Below are 18,579 nucleotides of genomic sequence, written 5' to 3'. Positions count from 1 at the left end.
CTTAAACACCATGGCGTTCATGAGTAGGAACAACTCTCGCCCCGAGGACCGGCCGCTTCTGCGGGAGCTGATCGACATCCCGGAGTCGGTGTCCACCTCCGACTTCGTGCTGAAGCTGAACGAGGCGGTCACCGCCGAGGGGGCTGAGGCGGCCCTGAAGGACTACGTCGTCACCGACCGGCTGCTGGGTAACTTCGACGAGGCCCTGGACCTGATCAAGTCGGCGCTCGACAGCCACTCGTCGAAGGCGGCATATCTGCACGGTTCGTTCGGTTCCGGTAAGTCGCACTTCATGGCGGTGCTTTACGCGCTGCTCTCGCGCAACCAGGCCGCTCGGAACCGTAGCGAGCTCGATCCGGTGCGGGCCCGGCACTCTTGGCTCGACGCGGATGACCGTAAGTTCCTGCTGGTGCCGTACCACATGCTCGGCGCCAAATCTTTGGAGCAGCGGGTGCTCGGCAAGTACGTGGAGCACGTACGCAAGCTGCACGAGGATTGCCCGCTGCCGCAGGTCTACCGGACCGACGGGATCTTCGAGGACTTCGCCGAGCAGCGCCGCCGTAACGGCGACGACTGGGTGATCGCGCAGCTCGCCGATGCCGGTGGCCAGGAGGACGAATGGGGTGATTCTTTCACCTGGACCAGCAGCCTTCTCGACGAGGCCATGGACGCGGTGGAGGAACACGAGAACACCAAGAGCCTCGATCTGGACAATCCCTCCACGCCGAGGGAACTGCGTGCCCGCCTGGTCCAGGACCTCACAAGAACGCTGTTCCCCGCCTTCGCGCGCAATGCTTCCGAGGACGCCAGCGGCTTCATCTCCCTCGACAGGGGGCTCAGCGTCATCGCGGCGCACGCCAAGGCGCTGGGCTACGACGGGCTCATCCTGTTCATGGATGAGCTGATCCTGTGGCTGGCCACTCTCATCCACGACCAGAAGGTGCTGGGCAGGGAATCCAGCAAGGTGACGAACTTCGTGGAGGGCGGTGACGAGCGGCGTGCCATTCCCGTGGTGTCGTTCATCGCCCGTCAGCGTGATCTGCGTGAGCTGGTCGGTGAGGAGATGTCGGGTGCCGCCGAGGCGGCAGTGCAGGACACCTTGAAGCTCAACGGCGGGCGTTACGACGAGATCGTCCTGGAGGACCGTAACCTTCCTCAGATCGCGCAGGCTCGTCTGCTCAAGCCCGTGCCGGGGGCCGAGGCGAAGGTGGACGCGGCGTTCGCCGAGGCCAAGAAGCTCGGCCCGGATGTGTGGGACACCCTGCTGGGTCACGACAAGTCCACCACCGGCGCGGACGAGGATGCTTTTAGGCGGACGTACCCGTTCCCGCCGGCGTTCATGGACACCCTGGTGCACATCTCTGCCGCGCTGCAGCGCTCCCGCACCGGCCTGAAGCTGATGAGTCAGCTGCTCGTCGACCACCGTGATGACTGGCGGCTCGGACAGCTCGTGCCGCTCGGCGATCTGTATCCGGCGATCGCGGGCGGCGGCGACAAGGCGTTCAGCGGGGAGACCAACGTCCACTTCGAGGCTGCCGACAAGCTGTACCGGGACAAGCTGCGCCCGTACCTGCTGAAGACCAACCAGGTCACCGAGGACCAGGTCGAGGCGTACCGACGCTCTCCCGAGAGCCTGGGCGACCCGCAGCTCGCGGCCCGTTGCCGCGACTTCACCGGCGACAGCCGGCTCCTGCAGACCCTCTTGCTGTCGGCGCTCGCGCCCAGCGTGCCGGCGCTTGCCGACCTCACGTTGGCGCGGCTGCACGCCCTCAACCACGGTTCCATCACCACGCGCATCGCGGGCACCGAGGTCGGCCGGCTCGAGCAGAAGGTGAAGGAGTGGGCGGCGACCTTCCCCGAGATCAAGGTCGCCGGTACCGGGCCGGGCGCGGTGGTCCGTCTAGAGCTCACCGGCGTCGACCTGGACGCCGTCCTCGCCAACGCACAGGTCCACAACAACCTGGGCAACCGGCGCGCCAAGATGCGCAGCCTGCTCAAGGACGCGCTCGGGGTTGGCGACGGGCCCGGAGGCTTCGACGCATACGACGTGCTGGACCTTGTGTGGAAGGGCACCGAACGACAGATCGAGGTGGTCTTCGGCCACGTCGCCGACGTCGACTCGCTGTCCGAGGCGACCTTGCGGCCCAGCCAGGACGACGCCTGGCGGCTCGTCGTCGATTTCCCGTACGACGAGGGCGAGTTCGGACCGATGGACGACCTGCAGCGGCTGCGTGCCCTGCGGGAGAAGCCGGGCGGCGACTCGCGCACCCTGGCCTGGCTGCCCACACACCTGACCGACGCCTCCCGCAGTGACTTCGAGCGTCTCGTCGTCATCGACAAGGCCCTCGCCGACGAGGCCCGCTTCGACTCCGAATTCGCGCGCAGCCTCAACGCTGACGACAAGGCGCGCGCCAAGAGCATGCTGCAGTCGCAGCGCAACATCCTCACCGAGCGCGTCACCCAGGCGCTGCGGCAGGCGTACGGGCTCGCACAAAAGCAGGAAGGGGTCGTCGACCTCGGCTTCGACACCCACCTGGTCGCCCAGCAGGATGTGCCCGAGCTTCGGCTTCCGCTCGGTGCACCGCTGGACGCCGCCGCCCGCGACCTGGCCGGCAAGCTGCTTGCCCACCAGTACCCCGCCCACCCCGACCTGGACCCTGATGGCGCCGGCAAGCCTGTGAAGCCTGCCGAGATCAGGACCGTCTTCGAGTACGTGCGCAAGGCCGCCGAGGACCGCGACGGACAGGTCGAGGTCGATGGCAAAGACCGCAAGACCATGGCGCGGATCGCGGGCGGCCTCGGCCTCGGCACCATGCGGGAGGCGTACTACCGGCAGTCCACCACCTGGCCCGACCACTTCACCAGCCAGGCCCGCCGGGACGGAACCGCCGAGCCGACTCTGGTCAAGCTCTCCGACTGGAGCGACCTTCCCGAGCCGCGCGGACTGCCCGAGCCGCTTCGCCGGCTGCTCGCCGCCGCCTACGCGGAGATGACCGACCGGGTGTGGGTACGCGGCGGTGTCCCCGTCGAACCCGCGCCTGCACCGCATGAGCTGAAGCGGGACTACGCCCTGCGCGAGCAGGCGCTGCCCAGTGAGGAAGACTGGACCGAGGCGCGCAAGCGGTACGAGACCGTGCTCGGGGACCGGGCGCCGCAACTACGTCGCGGGCGGATCGTCAACCAGTTCGCCGGACAGATCAAGCAGGCCGCCGCCGCGCTCGCCCAGGACGCAGGACGGCTCGTCGGGGAACTGGAGAAGCACCGTTCCTTCCTGCGCCTCGACGACGACTCGCCCCGCCTCGTCCTCGCCCGGCGGGCGCAGGAGCTGGTGAAGTCGGTGACAGAGGCCGGCATAGACGCCAAGACCGTCGTCGACCGGATCGCACGCTTCGACCTCGGCGACTTCACCGCACACCGCTACGCCATGTCCCTCAAGGGCGCGGGGAAGGTCGCTGCCGCGCTGCAGAACACCAGCTGGGACCAGCTGGGCCTGGCCGACACCCTCGGGGTGGACGGCGCGGCCGTCCTGGAGCGGGTGCGAGATGCCGCCGCCGGCGATCCGGGAGACTACCCCGACCTGCCGGGCGTGTTGCAGGCCAGTGGACGGGAGGTGCTGTCCCTGCTGAGGTCCCGACAGACCACGGCCGAGCAGCCCCCGACTCCCGCCACCTCGTCGCCGAGCTCGGACGACGTGGACCTGATCGGCGGCTCCGCCCACCCACAGGTGCTGCCGGAGCCGGTGGCGCAGCCGGGGCCCCGCACGCCGTCTCGGCCCGTTGTCCGCTCCGGCGGCGGGCGGACCACCGCCTCGCGGGCTGCCGCCGAGCTGCAGGCGGAGATCGCGGCGCTCGCGGCCGAGAACCCCAACGCCACCGTCGAGGTCGTCTGGAAGGTCGTCGACTGATGTCCGACACCGTCACCACAGCGCCCGAGTCCGCCGGTCTCGCCCGGCTGCCGGCGGGGACCGTCCGCCAGTATCTCGCCGCCCGCAGCCGGCTTGGCGACGGCACGGTCCGCGTCCTGCTGCTGCGGGCCGATCCGGCCTGGGACGGGCCCGCAGTGCAACAGACAGCGGGCGGACTGCGGGCGCGCGTGGCCGTCGGGCCCTCGGTATTGGCCGTGCACGAGCAGATCCTGGGCCATCTCGACGCGGCAACTGCCCCCGACCCCAAGGTCCTGGTCGTCCTCACCGACTGCGAGGACACCGACCTCGACCCCGGGCTGCTCGCCCGCGTCTACGGTGGCGGGATCCGGTCCGTCGACAACTGGGAAGTCGTGCAAGAGGCGTTCGACGCACGCGGTCTCGACGGGCGACTGCGCAGCGAGACCTGGGCGGCCGAAGCGCTCCTGGACGCGGCGGCCACCCGCGGCTGGCCATCGTTGGGTAAGGGAGTGCTCTCCCGAGACGAGGCGCTCACCCGGCTGGCCAGGCGCCGTCTCAGGATCGGTCGTCACGACGCGGATGCGCTGGGCGGGCCGGCCGCACACGACGACGGAGACCGCATCGACCCCGTCGCACTGTTCCGATGGACCCTCACCCCTGGCGGCCCCGACCTCCTGCGCGACCTGCGCGGACCGGAACGGGCCGGCTTGGCCCGCTTCCTCGCCGAACCCGAACAAGGCGGCTCGACCGGAAAGATCATCACCGCTTTGGTGAACGCCGAACACGGGGCAGACGCAGCCGCCTACGCGGTCGTATGCGCCGCCTTGTGGGGGCATGCGGAGGCCGACCACGACTTGTACCGGGCACGAGGGCGCGCCGAGCGGTGGCTCGGTGAACAGCCTCCTGCCCAGGGCGACGACCTCGACAGACTCCTGGCCTCCTTCGGATCCAGTGGCGAGGCGTTCGTCCGCGGGCTTGTCGACCGAGGCGAGCACCGGCTCGCCGACCCAGTTCTGACTCGGGCCGCACAGCTCGTGGCACAGTTCGGGGCACAGGCTGCCGCGACTGCCAGCCCGCTGCTCTCGGCCGGACTCGATGCCCGCTTCACCGCGGCTGGTCGTGCCCTTGCCGACGGCGGCACCGACACGATCACCGCTGCCGTCATCGCGCTGGCTGACCATGCTCTGGCCGCCGACGGCGCCACCCGCGCGCGAATCGAGCGGGTGAGGATGGCGGCGCGCTTGCGGCAGTGGCTCGCCGGCTCGCCTGAGGCCGATATCGCCTCGGTCGCTGACGGCACCGCCCGCCAGATCTGCGAGCTCGGCTGGGTAGACCGGGCCTTGGAACACCTCGAAGCGGGCGGCGACCCGGACGACGTACTCGCCGACGCGTACAGCCGGATCGGCGCGCAGGCGCGGGACAAGCGCCGCGAGCTGGACCGTGCATTCTCCGAGCGGCTCGCGGTGTGGACCGCGGGTGGCACCGCCCCCGGCGCCATGCTCACCGTGGAGAGCTTGCTGGACCGCGTTGTCGCACCCGTCGTGGCCAGCCCCGGCCGACGGGTCCTGCTCCTGCTCGTGGATGGGATGAGCGCGGCGATAGCTGCGGAGCTTGGCGAAGAACTCCGGGGACAGTGGGCGGAGTTCGACCCGCTGCCCACTGTGGCCGGAGCGCCCGTCCGGCGCGCCGTGGCTGCCGCGCTGCCCACCCTTACGGCCGTATCCCGGACCTCGTTGTTCGCGGGCACCCTGATGAAGGGCGACCAGAACGACGAGAAGAGGCTCTTCCCCCAGCACTCCTGCTGGAACGGGGCACCGGCGGTCGTCTTCCACAAGGACGACCTGCGCGGCCCCGACACCGGCTCGCCGTTCTCCACCGCCCTCACCGAGGCCCTCGCCGACGAGCGCACCCATGTCGCGGTCGTACTCAACACGGTCGACGACCGCCTCGGCAAGGAGCAGAAACTCGGCGACGGCGCGTGGCGGGCCAAGGAGATCGGCGGTCTGGAACCGTTGCTGCGGGCTGCCCGCGCGCATGGCATGACCGTGCTGCTCACCTCCGACCACGGCCATGTAGTCGAGCGGCGCGGCACCAAGCTCGACGCGGCCGGCGCCACGATCGGCTCGGCCCGCCACCGCACTCCTGGTGGACCCCTCGCCCCGGCCGAGATCGAGCTGTCAGGACCTCGGGTGGTCTGGCCGGAGCCCGGATCGCGGATCGTCGCGTTGCGGGACCACGACACCCGATACACCGCGCTCAAGGCGGGCTACCACGGCGGGGCAACTCTCGCAGAGTTCACCATCCCGCTCCTCGCCCTGCTTCCCTTCGGCGCCGAGCCGCCGATCGGATGGCGGGAGCTGGGCGACCCGACCCCCTCCTGGTGGACTGAGGACGGCGAGGGTCGTGGCGTCGTCGAGGCCGGCGCCAAGAACGAAGCGGACGCAGGTGCCGTGCCCGACGCAGCCGTGGCGAGCCCGCGCCGGAAGCAGACCAAGAAGGCCGCCCCGCCCGCGCCCGAGGGCGCCATCAGCCTGTTCGGCGAGGACGAGGTGGTACCCCCCGTACCGCAGGAACCTGGGGAGTCGGCGGCCGAGCACGAGACCGCACCCACCTCCAACCAGTCCGAAGACCCTGCTGTTGCCCTGGTCGAGCGGCTCATGGCGACCGAGCTGTACCAGGCACAGCTGGACCTGCTCGCCCGTAAGCCACGCGACAAGACCGTCCTCCCGAAGGCACTGGTCGCGCTTGTCGAGGCCGGCACCCTGCCGATGACCGCTCTTGCCGAGCGAGCGGGCCAGCCCGCCACCCGTGCACCCGGCTTCGCAGCGACCCTCGCTCAGCTCCTCAATTACGACGGGGCCCAGATCCTGGAGATCCTCCCTGACAACCGCACCCTTCGCCTGCACCGCGCCCAGCTGATCGAGCAGTTCGGGCTGTGAATCGGCGTACTGCGACTGCGACGTGCGGGCCGGTTTCCCTGCCCGCCTGGTCCGCGTGTCGGCGGTCCGGCGTCCGCATCGACGTCCGGTCAGGTGGGCGGCCGGATGGGAGACTGTTCGGGTGAACGCGTTTGGATCTTCAGCATCCGGGGCCGCCACCCCGGTCGGCGCCGTGCGGCGGCGCGCCGTGGTGGACGCGCTGCGGCGCGGCGCCGTCCCTGAGAGCGGCCTCGACCTGCTCGCCACCGGCCTCGGCCGCTTCGAGCAGGCAGTCGACGAGGAACTGGACACCGTTGCTGCTGGCGGCTCGGTGTTCAAGGCCGTGCGCGGTGAGTACGGATCCGGCAAGACCTTCTTTACCCGCTGGCTCGGCGAACGCGCCAAACGACGCACCTTCGCCGTAGCTGAAGTGCAGGTGTCGGAGACCGAGACCCCGCTGCACAAGCTGGAGACCGTCTACCGGCGACTCACCGAACGCCTGACCACCGCGAGCTTCCCGCCCAGCGCTCTGCGGCCGGTCGCCGACGCCTGGTTCTATGCACTGGAAGAGGATGCGCTCGCCGACGGTGCGAGCGAGAACGAGCTGCCGCAGGCCGTGGAGAGGCTGCTCACCGCCCGCCTCGCCGAGGTCTCCCGGCACGCACCCGCGTTCGCCACCGCCCTGCGTGGATACAAGCAGTCCCTGGACGCCGGAGACGAGGCCACCGCCGCCGCGGTCATGGCCTGGCTCGGTGGCCAACCACACGTCGCCGCAGCCGCCAGGCGCAGCGCAGGCGTCCGCGGCGATCTTGATCACTTCGGCGCCTTCGGTTTCCTGCAGGGCCTGCTCACCGTGCTCCGGGATGCTGGGCACGCCGGACTCGTCCTCGTCCTGGACGAAGTGGAGACCCTGCAACGGGTCCGCTCCGACGCCCGCGACAAGGCACTGAACGCGCTCCGGCAGCTCATCGACGAGGTCCACTCCGGCCGCTTCCCGGGCCTGTACCTCGTCATCACCGGCACGCCCGCCTTCTATGACGGACAGCAGGGCATACAGCGACTCGCGCCGCTCGCCCAGCGCCTTGCCACCGACTTCACGACCGATCCTCGCTTCGACAACCCTCGGGCTGTCCAGATCCGGCTGCCCGGATTCACCGAGGAATCACTGACCAGCCTCGGTGCCACCATCCGTGACCTGTACGCGGAAGGCTCCCAGTCTCCTGACCGGATCAAGCAGCTCGCCGACGACGCGTACCTGACGGACCTGGCGCGGGCAGTGGGTGGGGCTCTCGGCGGAAAGGTCGGAGTGGCACCACGGCTGTACCTGAAGAAGCTGGTCGGGGACGTGCTCGACCGGATCGACCAGTTCGCTGACTTCGACCCGCGCACGCACTACAAGCTGACACTGGCCAGCGGCGATCTCACCGCCACCGAACAGAACTTCGCCGCGCCCTCGCCAGCCGCCTCCGCGGACGATCTCGACCTCGAGATCTGAAGTCCCATTCTCCGAAGACCCGAACTCTGACGGATCAGTGCAGGAGTTACAGACGTGCAGGAGCAGACGCGCGGCACCGACCCAGTGGAACGCCTCGACCCGGTCGTCCTGCACCACATCGTCAACACGCTCGGGTGGCCCGATCTACGCCCCCTGCAAAAGGCCGCCGTGCACCCTCTGATGGATGGCGAGGACGCGATCCTGCTCGCGCCGACCGCAGGCGGAAAGACGGAGGCCGCCACCTTCCCCATGCTGTCCGCAATGCGGGAGAAACACTGGACCGGCACCTCCGTCCTCTACCTGGCCCCGCTCAAGGCGCTCCTCAACAACCTGGTGCACCGGGTCGACACCTACGCCCAGTGGTTGGGACGCCGAGCTGCCCTCTGGCACGGCGACACCCCCGAGTCCGTACGCCGGCGCATCCGCACCGAGTCCCCCGACTTCCTGCTCACCACTCCCGAGTCCCTCGAAGCGATGCTCATCAGCGTCAAGACCGACCACTCGCACATGCTGGGCCGGGTGCGTGCCGTCGTCGTCGACGAGGTGCACGCCTTCGCCGGGGACGACCGCGGCTGGCACCTGCTCGCCGTACTCGAACGCCTGGAGCGACTGGCCGGCCACCGGATCCAGCGCATCGGCCTCTCCGCCACCGTTGGCAATCCCGACACCCTGCTCACCTGGCTACAGGGCGCAAGCCCCGCCGACCGCCCCGGCCGAGTCGTCGCCCCTGGCGTCGCCCTGCCAGCGGCCAGCGCTGCTGCAGCCGAAACCCAAGATCTCCCGCGCCCCGCAGGAGAGGTGGAACTTGACTACGTCGGATCTCTCGCCAACGCTGCCAAGGTGATCTCTGCCCTGCACCAGGGCGAAAAGCGGCTCGTCTTCTGTGACTCCCGCAAGCAGGTCGAGGAGCTCGGCGCGGCACTACGAGCCCGCGACGTCACTGTGTTTCTCTCTCACGCCTCCCTCTCCACCGACGAACGCACCCGCTCCGAGCAGGCATTCGCCGAAGCACGCGACTGCGTCATCGTCTCCACCTCAACCCTCGAACTCGGCATCGACGTCGGCGACCTCGACCGCGTGATCCAGATCGACTCGCCCAGCACCGTGGCCTCTTTCCTGCAGCGCATCGGCCGCACAGGCCGCCGCACCGGAACCTCCCGCAACTGCCTGTTCCTCGCCACCCGGCCCGACGCCCTCCTCCAAGCCGCCGGCCTACTCACTCTGTGGACCCGCGGTTGGGTCGAACCCGTCACACCGCCCCCCGCGCCCCGCCACCTCGTTGCACAGCAACTCCTCGCCGTCACCTTGCAGGAACACCGCCTTGGCGATCGCTTGTGGCCCGAACAATGGAACGGCCTTGCTCCTTTTGACCGCTCCGCTGCCCCTCTCCTGTCCCACCTCGTCGAAGGCGGCTTCCTCGACAGCGACGGCGGCATGCTGTTTATCGGCACCGAAGCCGAGAAGCACTTCGGCCGACGGCACTTCATGGAGCTGACCGCCTCCTTCACCGCACCTCCCGAGTTCACCGTGCTCGCCGGCCGCACCGAGATCGGCACCGCCGACCCCACCGTCCTTACCGAAGAACGCCCAGGCCCGCGCCGCCTGCTCCTGGCCGGACGCAGTTGGCAGGTCACCTTCATCGACTGGGCCCGCCGCCGCACATTCGTCGAACCCGTGGAAGATGGCGGCATCGCCAAATGGCAGGGCAGCGAAGCCCGCGGCCTGTCCTACGCCCTCACCCGCGCTATGCGCGACGTCCTCCTCGGCACAGACCCCGACGTCCGACTCACTCGCCGAGCCATCGCCACCCTCGCCGAACTCCGCATGGACCGTGCACCGCACGAAGTACACCCGGTAGGCACCCTCCTGGTCCGCAACGCAGATGCCACCCGCTGGTGGACCTGGGCCGGCTACCGCGCCAACGCAACCCTCGCAGCCTCTCTCGGCAAGCTCGCCGACCCCGTCCAGCGCCCCACCGACACCCACGTCCGACTCCGCCAGGACCTCGCGCCCGAGGACTGGAAAACCGCCCGTGCCGAACTCCCCGACTCCCTCACCCTGCCCACCGTCGACCCGCGCGCCGTTCGCGGCCTTAAGTTCTCGGCCGCCCTCCCCCTTCGACTGGCTACCACCACCCTCGCCGAACGACTCGCCGACCTAGAGGGGGCCCTCACCGCTGCCCAAGAACCCGTGCGCCTGGAATGGGGCGGCTGAACAGCCCAGGCCCGCCGCCCGCTAGCAGTGGTTCCGCTCGAGCAACTTGGCGAGCCTCCCGGTTCGCGCTCCTGCTTGAGGAACGGCACGCACAGGACCCATCTACTTGATTTTCGCGCAGAGATGGGCGGGTTCTGCTATCGTCGGCGTGTGGAAATCACTCTGCAGCAGGCATTGAGTGATCTCCGGCAGGCGGGTGCGCTGGAGATCATCCGGGATGTCGCGTGCGAGGTGTACGCGACCAACGCCGACCGTCATGACCCCTCGCATGGGGATGACAACGGCACCTTTGCCCAACTGGTCTGGCGGAACATCGCCAACCTCTCCTTCCAGAGGCTCAACCAAGCAGGTATTCCGGTCCGCAAGGTCGCCGGCGGAGCGATCGAGGTCATCTCAGGGCCGTGGGTCCTGCGGATCTACAAGTTTCCGCTGACTGCACCTGGCAAGGTGCGGGACAAGCTGGAGCAACTGAGCTGGGACGGTAGCGTTGCGCGTCTCAGGGGTGCGGTAGCGAACAGTGCGATGAAGGGTCAGCTGACCTTCGATCAAGACCCCGACTGGTCCGAGAGCTTCGCTGAGGCCGTTCGCCAGGGCCACGTGCGGGTCATGCACATGGGCGATCCCGAGACGGGCAACTGTGTCATCGAGGTCGGTCTCCCGCGGGACAACCGCGAGGGTGGGTCGCCTTGGCTTGATGGCACGGTCGAGATCCACAATGATCTCCAGGTCGGCCTTCCGGCTCCCCGCTCGGCCGAAGACGTCATGGTCGAGCAGGAAGGGTTGCCCCAAGAGGCCAGCACGGGCGTGGACCGCAAGCTGCCGCAGCCGGGCATCGACGACAGCCGTACTGCCAAGGAGGCTTCGAAGGCGCCCGCCTATAGCGACCTGGACGAGCACGAGCTGCCGCTGCGGCGGCGTACTGAAGAACCGCGTGAAAAGCGCGAGAAGACAGACTGAGAGATCATGCCGACACCGCTGCGAGGATCGAGAGGCGCTGAGCTCGCCTCCCGCTCCTTCGAACCTGAAGCTCTGACGACGGCCCGCCAGCTTCGAGGACTCCGCAAGAACGAGCTCGCCAAAAAGGTCGCGCTCACGCCAGCGGCGGTTAGTCAGTACGAGTTGGGCCAGAGCCGTCCGTCGGCTGCGGTGGTTGCGCAGCTGGCCATGGCATTGGGGGTGCCGGCCACATTCTTCGCAGCGGGCCACCCGCACCCGACGGTGCCCAGCGCTGCCCACTTCCGGAGCCTTCGGGCAACGACTCAACTGCAACGGGACCAGGCTGTCGCTTTTGGCAAGATTGCATGGAGGTTGGTTACCACTATTGAGCACTATGTGGAGCTGCCTCCTGTTGCGCTGCCTCGCCTGGCATTGCCGTCCGAGCCCAGCCGGGCGGACATCGCAGCCGTGGCACGGGACGCTCGTGATGCGCTAGGGGTCCCTACGGGACCCATTCCCCACATGACGCGGCTTCTCGAGGCTCATGGCGCGGTAGTTCTGGAGCTTCCAGCAATGTCCGAACGAGTGGACGCCTTTTCTCACTGGTACGGAAGCAGGCCCATGGTCTTCCGTAATCCTGCCAAGAACGACAGGGCTCGCTCTCGGTTCGATGCCGCACACGAGGCGGGGCACTTGGTCATGCATCTTGACGCAGAGCCCGGTAGCCGGATCATCGAGAACCAGGCGCATGACTTTGCGGCGGAGTTCTTGATGCCGAGTGCGGAGATCCTTGCGGAGCTACCGCAACGGCTCGATTGGGAGGTGCTATACGCGCTGAAGCGGCGTTGGGGAACGTCGTTGAAGGCAATCGTCTATCGCGCTCACGCTCTCGGCGCCTTCCGCGATGCAACGTATAAGCGCGCGATGATGATGCTCTCCCAGAACGGGGATCCGGAGCCGTGCGACCTGGGTCCTCGGGAAGCCCCTCTCCTGCTGGAGCGGGCAGTCCGCCTCTGCGAGGAGACGGGGGTGTCGTTCGACGAGCTCGTTGCTCGGTCGGGTCTTCCCTTTGAACTCGCGAACGAGGTCTATGCGACGGCCACGATGACTCGTCCCCGCCTCGCTCTGAGTGTTGATGAGGGAGATGTGGCGACGGACGGGCCCGAGGTGCTTCAGCTCTTTCCGGGCTAACCGTCTAATGGCCAGCGTCGGAAATAGATCCGACGGCTACCACTGTTGAATCCCGGCGGTACTGGTGTATGGGAGGGGTGGTGTCGAACCTGAAGCTCTACAGCACGAATGGCGGTGTGACCGAGGTCGCACCGCGTCTTGCCGAGTTCGAAGCAGATGTGCAGAGCCTTGTCGAGGCAAACATGGAAGCGCTGCTTGGGGTTCGCTTTCTGGCAAGCGAGTACAGCACGGGACCGGTCCACGGCGGTCGCATCGACTCGCTCGGTCTCGACGAGAACGGATCCCCCGTCATCGTTGAGTACAAGCGGGGCGTTGACTCGGGTGTTATCAACCAGGGCCTGTTCTACCTCAGCTGGCTCATGGATCACCGGGCAGAGTTCGAGCGCCTGGCCCGCGACCGGCTCGGGGCCACGGCCGCGGCCCAGGTGCTGTGGAGCGGACCGAGGCTGATCTGCGTCGCTGGCGACTTCACCCGCTACGACGTTCATGCCGTGCGCGAGCACCGGCGCAGCATCGATCTGGTCCGTTACCGGCTCTTCGGCAACGACCTGCTCGGCCTTGAGACTGTGGCCTCAGTCAGCGGCCGGTCGCCAGTCACCCGGCGCGTTCGCCGGCAGGGGACCGGGCCTGGGGGCGGCGGCCACGGCACGGCCCTGGTTGAGCTGGCGCAGGCGGTCGACGAGTCGCTGCTGGGGCTGGGCGACGGCGTGAACTATGTCCAGCGCAAGATGTACCGGGCGTACCAGCGCCTGCGGAATTTCGCCTGCGTGTGCCCGCCTCAGAGGACCAAGCTCCTCGTCTATCTCAAGGTTGACCCGAAGCAGGTCGACCTCGTCCCTGGGTTCGCCCGGGACGTGACGGGTCTCGGTCACCACGGCACGGGCGACCTGGAGGTGCAGCTGCGCACCCTCCGGGATGTGGAGCGCGCTCAGGACCTGTTCCGCATGAGCTACGCGGCGGCGTGAAGCGCTCACGGGTCCTAGCCGATCGCGTTTCCACGCGTCAATTCGATGGTCGTCTCGGTGATGCCTCTCGACGTACGGGCAGGTAGTGGCGGTGGACCATCAATCATCCGCCGGATCGCCGGGTTGGCTAACCGGCGATCCCGCGCTATGTTGCCCCGCTGACGGGGCTCCGATGTCCTGCCTCTCGCCGCCATGGTGAGCGCCGTGGTTGTCACTCTCGCCCTGGCTCACACTCCCGGTCGATGAATACACTCCTTCGGCCCAGCCCAGACCAGGCAGTCGTCCAGGCGGAATCAGGCCCTAGCTTCCTCCCCTGAGAAGGGGCAACAGCGTCCTGCAGCGCTGTCCGAATCCCGCCCTACTGCCATGCGGTGGACGCGGGTTAACTCAGACGTTCGCCCAGAGCTGGGTTGGAGAACTGAGAGGAGAGCTCGATGGCAGACAGGGCACCCACACAGGTGGCGCGGACCAGCCCCGCGCTTCTGATCGCGGTGGAGGAGCTGGCGACTGCGCATGACCGCAGCGAGTCCGAGCGGTCCGACATCACCAGCTCGCAGAACAGCGCTGGAGATGACGGCGACAACCGCGACCTGAACCTCCCGAAGGAGTAGGGGGAGCCCATGGAGCACCGGCTCGTCAGCCACATCGAGAAGGCTCTCGGCTGGGACGGGCCGGGTTCCGTGGGGACCGCGTTCGCGCGCGGCCGTCTCACGGACCCGGAGCTGCCCGCACGGCTGTTGACCCCGCTCAGACTGCTGGACCTGATCAAGCGCCGCCATCTGGCGAATCCGCAGCTGCGCTGTTATGCCGAGGGCGACGAAGTGCACCCGTCCACGTTTCTGTCCACCAACGTCAACCGGCGCAGGCAGGCCGTGAGCCAGGCGGACATGGCGGCCCTCGGGCGAATCCTCAACGATGGCGGCACCGTGGTCCTGGATCATGTGGACTTCTTCGACCCAACGCTGGAAGTCGCCTGCCGGGCCCTGGGCTGGTGGTCCGGCGAACTCACCTCTGCCAACGCCTACCTCGCGGTCGGTGACACCGACGGATTCCATCTGCACTGGGACGACCACGAGGTCATCGCCGTGCAGCTTTCGGGCGAGAAGTCGTGGGAAGTGCGCGGCCCGTCGCGGCCGGCGCCGATGTACCGCGACGCGGAGCGCAACCGCACGCCCTCCGAGGAGGTGCTGTGGAAGGGCACGATGCGGACCGGGGACGTCATGCACATCCCACGAGGCTTCTGGCACACCGCGACCCGCCTCGGCTCGGGGAGTGGTGGACACTCCCTGCACGTGACGTTCGGGTTCACCAAACGGACCGGTGTCACCTGGGCCAACTTCCTCTCTGACGCCGCCCGCGCCGACGAAGCGTTCCGTCACGACCTGGAGGGCGCCCAGGGCACCGCACACCAGGCGCTGACGGACAAGCTCAGCGCCCTAGCCGCCACCTACACCCCGGAGCGGTACCTGGACGAACTGCGGTCCAGCACCCCGCCCGCACGCCACATGCCGCACGTGGCCGCCTTCGGACGACCAGACGGAGTCGCGGCCGTCACCGAGTTCGCGCCCTTCATCGTCCGCTCCGGTGACACCGTCCAAGTGTGCGGTGGCGGCAAGCGGCTGACCTTCCACGAGCGCGCAGAACCAAGCCTGCGGGCGCTTCTGTCGGGTCACCCGGTCTACCTCGACGGCGCTCCCGACGACATCACCACGTTGGCCGACTTGCTGATCACGGAGGGGCTGTGCGAACCGCTGACGGAACTATCGTCCTCGGGCTACACCGGTCTGGTCACGCCCGTGACCTACTCGAAGCAGCCGCCGACCTCGATGTAACACGCCTCGACACCGCGTCTAACTACCTGCGTCATCGCTCCCACGAGGTCCTGAAGACGACGGCAGGCGATCTTCTGCCGAAATTCTCGGTCTCCACCAAGGTCGGGTATTTCCCCGAGGGGCACAGCCTCGCTCCCGCGCGGCTCCGCGTAGCCGTCGAGCAAGCCATCAAGGATCTTGGGCGGGAGCCTGATCTGGTATTTCTCCACAATCCAGAGCACTCGGCATCTGACGCCGAGACGCTGGAACAGGCGTGCACGGTCCTGGCCGACGCAGCGCAGGGAGGGCTCTGCCGTTCCTGGGGCGTCTCGACCTGGGATCCGCGCTCGCTCATGGACTTCGACGTGCCAAGCCCTGATGTCCTTATGGTCCGAGCGGGGTTGCTGGTCGGGGTCGACGTCCTCGAAGCGGCCGAGGCCCTGGCGATGCGGTGGTGCCCGTCGCAGGTGTGGGGCATGAGCCCCTTCGGCGGAAGTACGGCCGAGGCGGTGTGGGAACGCTTCGATCCGAGGATCTTCCTGCGAGGCTCCCCGTCCGCCACGAAGATCCAGGCTGCCTTCCGTTCCTCGTACGGCCTCCCTCGGGTCCACGCGGTCGCGGTCGGCACAGACGACGTCGCCCATCTGCGGGAGCTGACCGAGGCCCTGGCGTACGAGGTCGAGGAGAACGTGGTCCGGGAGTACAGGCAGCTCCTCAAAGCCCGTCAGCGCGCCTGAAGTTCCTGCAGCAGCTGCTCCGCCGTCTTTCTCGCGGGGACCAGGCGGGGGTCCTCGGGATCGGCGTAAGGGCCGAGGATCTTCGCGGCGACGAACAGGGTCATCAGCATGCCGTCCCGGCTCTCCAGGTCCTCACGCCGCTCGCTGCGGACGCGGTCTGCCAGAGCTGGGACGGCGAGCGAGGCCCCCCACAGACTTGCCGCGTCCAGGCCGCGAGGGGCCATGCCCCAGTCCTCCCAGTCGAACACACAGAACACCGGTGCCGTGATATTCGCCCAGTTGAAATCTGCATGGGCCGGCCGCCATTCGGCTACGGCCGCATCGACATCCGGGAAGACGCTGTGGATCGTTCCCCTGACCAGGTCCTGAGTGAGGGTCTCGGTATCCGGTGTCGCGATACGGTTTGTGTGCTGCGCGGCCAGGGCATCCAGCGAGGCGTTCAGCGCATTCCACCACTCCTCGGGCAGCTGTGGATCCTCCGCCACTACGGCGCTGCTCACTGGCGCCGCCGGCAGCATCTCCGTCTCGTCCGCTCGCCACATCACCGGCTCCGTGTCGTCCCGCCACGCGACGCCTGTGAGCCAGGCCGGTTTCGCGATCCCGCGAAGGGCCTCGGCGGACGCGGTGCCATCCCCTCCCTGGACCCCGATCCGATCGAGTCCGCGCCGCTCGATCCGCACCCACGTATTGCGGTCCGTACGCGCCCCCAGAGACCGGCGCTTGCGCACTACAGCCTCCCGGCTAAGGCGCACTCCAAGCGACCGTTCGACACGGTCCAGCACGGCTTCCACGGGCTCCTTGCGCAGGTCCACTGAACGCGGTGTCATGCGTCCGAACGTACCAAGTCCCAGCCACATCGCGAGGGCGATTCGGGGCGAGGCGTACAGGTGCAGCTGACGAGGAGATCGATCCCGTGCTGCCCCTCTAGGTGAGGTGCGGGTGAGGGCCGGTCTTGCGTTAGGTGAGGACGCGCCCCAAACGGGGACAGATGCGATGCCGGGCTCACGGGGCACAGGGCAGCCGTCGGGCGGCATCAGCGACATGAGTCGCTCGTCTCTGGTTCAGAGACCGCGGCTGATCGTGTGCCCGGTCGCTGGCGGGGAGATAGCTGGCGGCGAGGGTCGGAGTCGGACGCTGCGGGGGCGCCTTGCGGTATTGGTGCGTCCAGTGCCGGTTCCGTGGGCGAGGGTCTCGGAGAGGTCGGCCAGTAGCGAACTAGGGGTGTGCGGGGATGCGGTGAGGGCCCAGGCGGGTCGGTCGGGATCTGGACCGGCCCAGACGGTCCAGGTGGCGAGGTTCTGGCTCGGGTGCTGGGCGGCGAAAGCGTCGAACCGGACCCCTGCGTCCCCCGCGGGGGACGTCCACCCGATCCATCGCCCGTCCACCGTGTGCTTCCACCCGGCCTCGGACAGGGGCTGCGTGGTGGCGGCGACGGTCTTCTCGTCCACCGGGGCGCCGACGGCCGTGTCCCAGCCGTCGCCGTCTGCGAGGTGATCCAGCAGCTCCTGCAGCACTGGGGCCGGAGTGGCGCCGGTCGCGGTGAGGACCCACATGCGGTCGGAGACGGGCGTCTCGTACGCGGCGATGGTCCAGGCGGTCTCGCGAGGGTGGGCTTCGTGGACGCGCTCGATGCGCAGGGTCTGAGACTCGTGGATCGCGTGGGTCGTCTCGTCCGACCAGGTCCGCCACTTCTCCCAGTCACCGTGGGCGTCGAGGAACGCCTCCAGTAGAGCATCGTGGTCGCCGGCATCAGCCGCGTACGCGGGGACCGTTTCCGGCTGGGGGTATGGAGGCTCAGGTTCGGCGGTGGGTGGGGACGTTCGGGCTTGGGCGGCGGCGCGTTCGGTGTCGGTCAGCGGTGCCGGGCCGGGCCGCATGGCGGCGCCGTGGACCCTCTCGAAGGCGACCAGGGCCTGGGCGGGCGAGTCGAAGGTGTCGGCGACCTGCCGCAGATTGGTTCTCGCCGTGGAGATAGGCGCTCTTGCCGCTGCCGAGGTAGGTGCCGACCGCGACGGTGGTGTGGCCGTCCTCGGCGTGGGCGTGGATGAGGAGCTGGCCATGGCGGATGTCGTCATAGATTTTCTGGGCCGCCTCGGAGACCTCGCGGATTTCGCTGCGGGTGCACCATGGCATCGGATATCTGGCCCAGGTCCATTCTTCGGCCATGGCTTCCCGGAGCCGTGGGGTGATCTCAACTCTGACGCCATCAGCGGCCAGTTGGTGGGCCGCCTTTTCGGCCCAGTAGGGCTCCATAAGTTGTTGTACGGCCCGGGAGGGCCGGATGTGGCTGAGTAGGGCCTGCCAGTAGTGGCTAGCGAGGAGTGGCCGTCCGGCTCTCCGGGGCGCCCTGGCTGCTGATTGAGATGTGCGCGCCTTGTGCGGTCGCTATTTACGGAGCGGACAGCGGGGCGTTCCTCGGGCCGACGGCA

12 protein-coding genes and 1 pseudogene are annotated in these 18,579 nt (G+C 68.4%); 11 read left to right on the top strand and 2 right to left on the bottom strand.

From position 1 onward, the window contains the following. The first annotated feature begins 10 nt into the window (after positions 1-10). The 11 genes and pseudogenes from pglY to IE109_RS33910 all read left to right on the top strand — a co-directional run bounded on the left by pglY (position 11) and on the right by IE109_RS33910 (position 16,150). Positions 11-3,904, top strand: a complete 3,894-nt coding sequence (gene pglY, locus IE109_RS25595) for a BREX-2 system ATPase PglY (RefSeq protein WP_189553697.1) — start codon at positions 11-13, stop codon at positions 3,902-3,904. Next, positions 3,904-6,822: a BREX-2 system phosphatase PglZ gene (pglZ, locus tag IE109_RS25590; protein ID WP_189553696.1), complete on the top strand. Its 2,919-nt coding sequence runs from the start codon at positions 3,904-3,906 to the stop codon at positions 6,820-6,822. The genes pglY and pglZ overlap by 1 nt, the downstream gene beginning before the upstream one ends. A 121-nt stretch (positions 6,823-6,943) precedes the next feature. Continuing rightward, entirely contained in the window at positions 6,944-8,296 is a 1,353-nt protein-coding gene (gene brxD, locus IE109_RS25585) for a BREX system ATP-binding protein BrxD (RefSeq protein WP_189553695.1), read from the top strand. 54 nt (positions 8,297-8,350) lie between these two features. Then, a complete protein-coding gene (locus IE109_RS25580) occupies positions 8,351-10,510 on the top strand; it encodes a DEAD/DEAH box helicase (protein WP_189553694.1) in 2,160 nt (719 codons plus the stop codon). Between the two features lie 150 nt (positions 10,511-10,660). Continuing rightward, on the top strand, positions 10,661-11,467 hold the full coding sequence (locus tag IE109_RS25575) for a hypothetical protein (protein WP_189553693.1): 807 nt from the start codon (positions 10,661-10,663) through the stop codon (positions 11,465-11,467). A gap of 6 nt (positions 11,468-11,473) precedes the next feature. Further along, entirely contained in the window at positions 11,474-12,637 is a 1,164-nt protein-coding gene (locus tag IE109_RS33920) for a helix-turn-helix domain-containing protein (RefSeq protein WP_189553692.1), read from the top strand. An 80-nt stretch (positions 12,638-12,717) separates the two neighbouring features. After that, on the top strand, positions 12,718-13,602 hold the full coding sequence (locus IE109_RS25565) for a DUF5655 domain-containing protein (RefSeq protein ID WP_189553691.1): 885 nt from the start codon (positions 12,718-12,720) through the stop codon (positions 13,600-13,602). A 434-nt stretch (positions 13,603-14,036) separates the two neighbouring features. Next, positions 14,037-14,213, top strand: coding sequence for a hypothetical protein (locus IE109_RS25560; protein ID WP_189553690.1), 177 nt, complete (start codon positions 14,037-14,039; stop codon positions 14,211-14,213). A 9-nt stretch (positions 14,214-14,222) separates the two neighbouring features. After that, a complete protein-coding gene (locus tag IE109_RS25555; protein ID WP_189553689.1) occupies positions 14,223-15,434 on the top strand; it encodes a JmjC domain-containing protein in 1,212 nt (403 codons plus the stop codon). Further along, a pseudogene (locus IE109_RS33915) lies at positions 15,344-15,712 on the top strand (aldo/keto reductase); the annotation flags it as partial. The gene IE109_RS25555 and the pseudogene IE109_RS33915, both read left to right, overlap by 91 nt. Before the next feature lie 87 nt (positions 15,713-15,799). Further along, the gene (locus tag IE109_RS33910) at positions 15,800-16,150 is read left to right on the top strand and encodes a hypothetical protein (protein WP_308431395.1); all 351 of its coding nucleotides are present in this window, start codon (positions 15,800-15,802) and stop codon (positions 16,148-16,150) included. Here IE109_RS33910 and IE109_RS25545 read toward each other — a convergent pair. Both IE109_RS25545 and IE109_RS25540 read right to left on the bottom strand, forming a co-directional pair. Next, entirely contained in the window at positions 16,138-16,977 is an 840-nt protein-coding gene (locus tag IE109_RS25545; RefSeq protein ID WP_189553687.1) for a hypothetical protein, read from the bottom strand. The two genes, IE109_RS33910 and IE109_RS25545, sit on opposite strands and share 13 nt — an antisense overlap. A gap of 234 nt (positions 16,978-17,211) precedes the next feature. After that, the gene (locus IE109_RS25540; protein WP_229891540.1) at positions 17,212-18,210 is read right to left on the bottom strand and encodes an SPDY domain-containing protein; all 999 of its coding nucleotides are present in this window, start codon (positions 18,208-18,210) and stop codon (positions 17,212-17,214) included. Between the last annotated feature and the right edge of the window lie 369 nt (positions 18,211-18,579).

Source organism: Streptomyces lavendofoliae (assembly GCF_014649735.1).
GTDB classification, from domain to species: Bacteria; Actinomycetota; Actinomycetes; order Streptomycetales; family Streptomycetaceae; genus Streptomyces; species Streptomyces lavendofoliae.
Note: the sequence above shows the minus strand (reverse complement) of the source record. Positions and strands in the feature narration are given on the sequence as shown.